The organism is Streptomyces sp. UNOC14_S4, assembly GCF_020740835.1.
Lineage (GTDB): Bacteria > Actinomycetota > Actinomycetes > Streptomycetales > Streptomycetaceae > Streptomyces.
The window spans coordinates 1-6,950 of record NZ_JAINFC010000412.1; the positions used below are offsets into that span (position 1 = coordinate 1).

The 6,950-nt window shown below is 71.7% G+C and carries 6 protein-coding genes and 1 pseudogene; 4 read left to right on the top strand and 3 right to left on the bottom strand.

From position 1 onward, the window contains the following. Positions 1 to 188, top strand: a 188-nt coding sequence (locus tag K6I34_RS28065) for a response regulator transcription factor (protein ID WP_229330001.1), incomplete at its 5' end; no start/stop codon positions are given. A gap of 62 nt (positions 189 to 250) precedes the next feature. Here the strand turns inward: K6I34_RS28065 and K6I34_RS28070 are convergent. Both K6I34_RS28070 and K6I34_RS28075 read right to left on the bottom strand, forming a co-directional pair. Further along, on the bottom strand, positions 251 to 928 hold the full coding sequence (locus K6I34_RS28070) for a response regulator (protein WP_229330004.1): 678 nt from the start codon (positions 926 to 928) through the stop codon (positions 251 to 253). Next, positions 929 to 2,614 carry an ATP-binding protein gene (locus tag K6I34_RS28075; protein ID WP_229330006.1) on the bottom strand — a complete coding sequence of 562 codons (1,686 nt, stop codon included), beginning with the start codon at positions 2,612 to 2,614 and terminating at the stop codon, positions 929 to 931. Between the two features lie 272 nt (positions 2,615 to 2,886). Here K6I34_RS28075 and K6I34_RS28080 point away from each other — a divergent pair, with 272 nt between their 5' ends. From K6I34_RS28080 to K6I34_RS28090, 3 genes and pseudogenes are all read left to right on the top strand, one after another. Further along, positions 2,887 to 3,777, top strand: a complete 891-nt coding sequence (locus K6I34_RS28080; protein WP_229330012.1) for an ABC transporter ATP-binding protein — start codon at positions 2,887 to 2,889, stop codon at positions 3,775 to 3,777. Further along, positions 3,767 to 4,630, top strand: a pseudogene (locus K6I34_RS28085) (ABC transporter permease); the annotation flags it as partial. The gene K6I34_RS28080 and the pseudogene K6I34_RS28085, both read left to right, overlap by 11 nt. Before the next feature lie 239 nt (positions 4,631 to 4,869). Continuing rightward, complete coding sequence (locus K6I34_RS28090) at positions 4,870 to 5,916, top strand: ABC transporter substrate-binding protein (protein ID WP_229330008.1); 1,047 nt, start codon at positions 4,870 to 4,872, stop codon at positions 5,914 to 5,916. Positions 5,917 to 5,964: 48 nt separating this feature from the next. Here the strand turns inward: K6I34_RS28090 and K6I34_RS28095 are convergent, their stop codons facing one another. Next, entirely contained in the window at positions 5,965 to 6,879 is a 915-nt protein-coding gene (locus K6I34_RS28095; protein WP_229330010.1) for a sucrase ferredoxin, read from the bottom strand. Positions 6,880 to 6,950 lie beyond the last annotated feature (71 nt).

Consider the following 6,950-nt stretch of genomic DNA (forward strand, 5'->3'; position numbering starts at 1 on the left):
AGGCGGAGGTGCTCGCGCTGGTCGCCGAGGGGCTGTCCAACGCGGAGATCGCCCGGCGGCTGCATGTCAGTACGGCGACGGTGAAGACGCACATCAACAACCTCTTCGCGAAGACGGGGGTGCGGGACCGGGCGCAGGCGGTGCGGTACGCGTTCCGCTACGGCATCGTGGCGTCACCGGGGAATTGACGTGCCATCAGATGATGGCGTGCCGGGATCCGGTGCATGGGCCCGTGTCAGCTGGGCCCATGTCAGCGGGACGGCCAGGCGTAGCGGTGTTCGGGGCGGCCTGTCTCGCCGTATTTGAGGGTGAGGCGGAGCCGGCCGGACTCTTCCAGGCGCTTGAGGTACCGCTGTGCGGTGGAGCGGCTCAGCCCGGCGCGGGTGGCGACCTCGTGTGCGGACAGGGGGCGCACGGCCTCCGTGAGGACCTTGCGGATGAGTTCGGCGGTGGGCGCGGAGTGGCCCTTGGGCAAGGGGGCGCTGGTGGCGGCGGTACGCAGGGTGCCGAAGATCCGGTCGACCTGGTCCTGGCCCGCTTCCTCCGCGTCGTCGAGCGTGCGGCGCAGCTGTGCGTAGGCCTCCAGCTTCACGCGGAGCCCGGGGAAGGTGAAGGGCTTGACCAGGTACTGCAGGGCGCCGAAGCACATGGCGGCCTGGACGGTCGCGACATCCCGGGAAGCCGTGACCATGATGACGTCGGTGAGGTGGCCGCGCTGCCGCATCCGGCGCACCAGGGACAGGCCCGTCTCGTCGGGCAGGAAGTGGTCCAGGAGCAGCAGGTCTATGCCGCCCCGTTCGAGTACGGCCATGGCCTGGGCCGCGTTGTGGACCTTGGCTCCGACGTGGAAGCCGGGGACGCGCGCGACGTACGCGGCGTTGATCTCGGCGACGCGGAAGTCGTCGTCCACCACCAGGACCTCGATCATCTACTTGACCCCTTCGAGTGAGCGCAGGGCTTCGGGGAGTTCCACGATGAACACGGCGCCACCGCCCTCCCGTTCATCTGCCCGTGCCGAGCCGCCGTAGCGCTCGGCGAGTCTTCTGACGAGGGAGAGCCCGAGCCCCCGGCGGCGGTGCGGGGAGGACTCCTTGGTGGACCAGCCGTCGGTGAAGACACGTTCGCGGTCGGCGGCCGGTACGCCCGGGCCGTTGTCGGAGACCTGGACGACCATCGTCGTGCCCTGCGTCCGCAGCTCGACCTCCACGAACGGTTCCACGAACGGTTCCAGGGGTGGTTCCACGGGCGGTTCCTCGAAAGGCGCGTGGTCACCGCCGGTCCGGCCCCTCCGTGAGTCTCCGTCCGGGCCGCCCGCTGCCGCGTCGAGCGCGTTGTCCACGAGGTTGCCGAGGACGGTGACCAGGTCGCGGGGGTCCACGACCCGGTCGGGCAGCTCTGTGTGCGGACTGACGCGCAGGGCCACGCGGCGTTCCGCCGCGACCGCGCTCTTGCCGACGAGGAGCGCGCCGACCAGTGGGTCGTGCACCCGCTCGGCCACCTGTTCCGCGGTGGCCCGGTGTGCGCCCGTCACCTCGGCCAGGAACTCCGTGGCCTCGTCGTGCAGTCCGAGCTCCAGCAGGCCGACCAGGGTGTGCAGCCGGTTGGCGTGCTCGTGGTCCTGGGCGCGCAGCGCCTCGGTCAGGCCGCGGGTGCCGTCGAGTTCGCGGCGGAGCTGCTCCAGCTCGGTGCGGTCGCGCAGGGTGGCCACGGTGCCGCCGTCCGCCGTGTCCATCCGGTTGGTGACCAGGACCCGTCCGTCCCGCACAGTGAGCAGGTCCGCGCCCGTCACCCGTCCTGCCAGTACGTCCGTGGTCCGGCCCGGCGGCAGCAGCGCGTCGAGGGACTGTCCTGTGGCGTCCGGCCCGAGCCCGAGCAGGCGCTGGGCCTCGTCGTTGACGAGCCGTACGCGGCCTTGCCGGTCGAGGGCGACCACGCCCTCGCGGATGCCGTGCAGCATGGCCTCGCGCTCGTCCAGCAGGGCGGAGATCTCCGTGAGTTCTATGCCGTGGGTGCGCTTGCGCAGCCGCCGGGCGACGGCGAGGGCCGCCAGTGTGCCCGCCGCCAGCGCCGCACCGGCGTAGAGCAGGATGCCCGGCACCGCGCGCACCAGCAGCGCGTGCACGTTGTCGTAGGCGATGCCCACGGAGACCGCGCCGACGACGACGCCTTCGGCATCGCGCAAGGGCACCTTGCCGCGTGCCGAGCGCCCCAGTGTGCCCACGGCGATGCCCTTCCACTCCTTGCCGGTCAGCACCGCCGCCGGGTCGCTGCTGACCCGGTCCCCGATCCGGGAGGGCGCGGTGTGGGAGTAGCGGGTTCCGCGGGCGTCGACGACCACGACGTAACTGGCGCCGGTGGCCAACCGGACGCGCTCGGCGTCGGCCTGCACCGGCCCGTCCGGCGTCGGCGGATGCGTGAGCAGGTCCCGGGCGAGCCCGGGCCGGGCGGCGGTGGCCTGCGCGATCGCCAGGGCGCGGCGCTCGGCCTGGTCGTCCAGCTGGGCGCCCAGCGGCGCGAGGAAGAGGGCGGCGGCGAGCCCCGTGACACCGGTGATGATCAGCAGGTGGACGAGCAGGACCTGCGCGAAGACGCGGCGGGGCCACCGGGGGCGCATATGGGTCCCTTTCCTGTCGGCTCCTTCGGCGGTGTCACCAGAACGTAGCCGGAGGCCTGCCGACCGGCCGGTTCCGTGGCCCTTTCGTTGTTCTACCGCGAGCAAAACGAGCAGAACAGGGTTCGTGCCCTGAAGCCGCACAGCGCTCACAAGCCTGTCTGCGCCCGGCCCCCCGCCCCTACCGTCCAGCACCTGCCGCCCTCGGGGACCAGGGCGGACGAGCCGGGCACGAGGAGGCACCCCCAATGAACACACCCCCCGCGAACACACCCATGGACAAAGGGACGAACGGTGATCCAGGCGGCGGAGTTCCGCCCGCCATCGAACTGCGCGGGGCGAGCAAGGTGTTCCGCACACCGTCGGGAACGGACCACGTGGCGGTGAGGGATCTCCACCTGACCGTGGAACGTGGCGAGTTCGTGGCCGTGGTAGGCCCCACGGGATGCGGCAAGTCGACCACACTCACCCTGGTCAGCGGGCTGGAGGAGCCGACCGAGGGCGAGGTGCTCGTCGGCGGTGAGCCCGTGACCGGGATCCGGCCGGAGGTCGGCTTCGTCTTCCAGCAGGACGCCGTGTTCCCCTGGCGCACGGTCCTGTCCAATGTGACGGCCGGTCCGCGCTTCCGTGGCGTGCCGAAGGCGGAGGCCCGGGAACGCGCCCTCGACTGGCTCGGCAGGGTGGGGCTCTCGGCCTTCGCCGACCGCTACCCGCACCAGCTCTCCGGCGGCCAGCGCAAGCGCGTCGCGCTCGCCCAGACCTTCGTCGGCGACCCCGAGATCCTGCTCATGGACGAGCCGTTCTCGGCGCTCGACGTGCAGACGCGGGCGCTGATGTCCGACGAGCTGATGGAGCTGTGGGGCGGCGGCCGGTCCTCCGGTACGGCCGGGTCCACGGCGGTGTCCACGGCGGCGTCCACGGCGGCGTCCGTCGTCTTCGTCACCCATGACCTGGAGGAGGCCATCGCGCTCGCCGACAGGGTGGTGGTGATGACGGCGGGCCCGGCCACCGTCAAGGAGATCTTCCCCGTCCGGCTGCCCCGCCCGCGGAAGGTCGAAGCCGTCCGGCTGGAGGCGGAGTTCGTGGAGATCTACCGCGAGATCTGGTCCTCGCTCGGCGAAGAGGTCCGCATCACCCGGGAGCGGGGTGCCGCCCGTGTCGCCTGAGACCGTCACCGCCGCCACGGCCCCGCGCACCGGCGCCCTGAACCGTACCGAGGCCCGGGCCAGGGCCGCCAGGCACCGCAGGCTGCGGGTGTACGCCGCCCGCGTGCTGCTGCTCGTCCTGGTGCTCGGCACCTGGGAGCTGCTGGCCCGCCGGAAGGCCATCGACCCCTTCAACTTCTCCATGCCCTCGAAGATCTGGGACCAGATCGTCCAGTGGACGGCGCACGGCACCGCGCAGGGCTCCCTCGGCGAACAGATCTGGTACACGCTCTCCGAGGCCCTGATCGGCTGGTGCCTCGGTGTCGCGGGCGGCGTGGTGCTCGGCATCGTGCTGGGCAGGATCCGCTTCCTGGCCGACGTCCTCGGCCCGTACATCAAGGTCCTCAACGCGCTGCCGAGGATCGTTCTCGCACCGGTCTTCCTCATCTGGTTCGGGCTCGGCCCCGCCTCCAAGGTCGCCTCGGCGGTGGTGCTGGTCTTCTTCCCCGTCTTCTTCAACGCCTTCCAGGGCGCCCGCGAGGTGGACCGCAACCTCGTCGCCAACGCGCGCGTGCTGGGTGCGAGCCACCGTCAGGTGACCCTCCAGGTCGTGGTCCCCGCGGCGACCTCCTGGATCTTCACCAGCCTGCACGTGAGCTTCGGGTTCGCCCTGATCGGCGCGATCGTCGGTGAGTACATCGGGGCGACCAAGGGGATCGGGCTGCTCGTCTCCACCTCCCAGGCGACCTTCAACGCGGCGGGGGTGTACGCCGCGATGGTCGTCCTCGCCGTCGTCGCGCTGCTCGCGGAGGGGTTGCTGACCTTTGCGGAGAGGCGGTTGTTCCGCTGGAAGCCGGAGCCGGGGGGTGGGCGCTGGGGGGGGCTCCGGGGCTTTGCCCCGGGCCCGTTCGTCGGTAGGCCGGTGGTCTGTCGCGCCTACTGGGGTGCGTCTTGCGCTGCGCGCGCGGCTGCGGGTCCGTTGTGGCTGGTCGCGCAGTTCCCCGCGCCCCTGAGCCCCTGTAGCTGGTCGCGCCCACGCGGCGGAGCCGCATGTCGGATACAGCCCCGCGCCCCTTCAGGGCGCCTCGAATTTCACGTAAGGAAACAGCAGTCATGCCTCGTAAACCCCGTACCGTCGTCGCGGCTCTCGTGGTGGCGTTGTGTCTCGGTCTGGCCGGGTGTGCCGACGAGGTGTCCGCCGATGGCGCGGGCACCGGCGGCAAGGCCGGGGGAGACAAGATCAAGATCATGGTCGGCGGTCTCGACAAGGTCATCTATCTGCCCGCGGTGCTCACCCAGCGGCTCGGTTACTTCGCGGAGCAGGGCCTGAACGTGCAGCTCCTCAGTGAGCCCGCCGGGGTGCAGGCCACCACCTCCCTCGTCGCGGGCGAGGTCCAGGGTGTCGTCGGCTTCTACGACCACACCCTCGACCTCCAGGCGAAGGGCAAGCAGGTGGAGTCCGTGGTCCAGCTCGCGCGGACGCCCGGGGAGGTGGAGATCGTCTCCAAGAAGGCCGCGTCCGCCGTCTCCTCGCCCGCGGATTTCAAGGGGAAGAAGCTCGGCGTCACCGGACTGGGCTCCTCCACCGACTTCCTGACGAAGTATCTGGCCGTGCGGAACGGAGTGAAGGCCGGTGATGTCACCCCGGTCGCCGTCGGCGCGGGCCAGACCTTCGTGGCCGCGCTCAAGCAGGGCTCCATAGACGGCGGGATGACCACGGACCCGACCGTCGCCCAGGTCCTGGCCCAGGACCTGGGCACCGTGCTCGTCGACATGCGCACCCCTGAGGGCTCCCGGGCCGCGCTCGGCGGGCTCTACCCCGCGTCGAGCCTCTACATGAACACGAGCTGGGTGAACGGCCACAAGGAGACGGTGCAGAAGCTCGCCGACGCCTTCGTGAAGACCCTCGCGTGGATGTCCGCGCACAGCCCCGAGGAGATCGCCGGCAAGATGCCCGCCGACTACGCGAAGGGAGGCAAGGAGCTCTACGTCCAGGCCATCAAGAGCAGCCTGCCCATGTTCACCAGGGACGGCGTCATGCCCGCCGACGGGCCGAAGACCGTGCACGAGGTCCTCAAGGCGTTCCATCCCACGCTGCGTAACGCGCGGATCGACCTGGAGAAGACCTATACGACCGCATTCGTCCGGAAGGCGGAGTGATGCCGTCCGTGATGTCGCCGGGCACGGAGCACGGCCCCCAGGGCGCCGTCAGGAGAACGGAGTGACCGCCACGACGTCCATCCGGGCCGGGGTGCCGAGTGCCTTGCCGCAGCTCTCCGGCCGCGGCGGCTCCGCGGCCCCCTGCTCGATCAGGACCCGCCAGGCGCGGCCGTCGACGTGCGTGACCGTCACCGACCAGTGCCCCGCCGCGCCTTCGACGGGCTCGCCCCGGGGCACGTCCAGGGCGTCCGCCCCGTCCTCCCCGGTGAGCTCGCGCACGGCCAGCTCCGCCGCCTGCGCGGGCCGGGCCCATGCGGAGCGGCCGCGGCACTGCTCCGTCACGATCCGCCCGTCGCGCGCCGCCTCCAGTACGTCCTTGACCCCGTGCGCGGTGACCCGCCCGTACGCGTAGCCGTAGGGGAGGACGAAGAGGGTCGGCGCGAAGCGGTGGCCACCGATGTGGGTGACCTCCCACGTCTCGATCCCGCCCGCGCTGACCAGCTCGGCGGCGAGCGGCCTGCCCAGGAGGGCGCAGCAGCGGTCGCGCTTGCCGTTGGTGCAGACGAACACCAGCGGGTCGCCCTCGTACGGCTCCCACAGCCCGCCGTGCTCGCCCGCGCCCAGCGCCGCGAGGTCCAGCGAGGCCAGGACGGCCGGGTCGGCGATCTCGGCGGTACGGATCCAGGACCGGCCCGGCGCCGTGTGGGCGACGAACACCCGCTGCGTGGTCGGCCGGTGACAGTCGGCGTGCCGCCCGGGGCGGCGGATCAGGGCGATGCGTACGCCGGTGCCCGCCGCGGCCTCGTCCAGGGCGCGTGCGACCGCGGGGTCGAGGTGGCTGGTGGCAAGGGCGTCGGCTCCCCAGGGACCGGGCTGTTCGAGCAGCAGCCAGGTCCGGGCCGTGGCGGCGGTGCCTGCCAGCGGCTCGGAGAGTTGGCGGGATGCGGTCGCACACGTGCTCACGAAGGTTAGCCTAACCTGCTCGGTCGTTGATCGTATGCAAAATGAGGATCACGGACGGAGGGGGAGGGGGG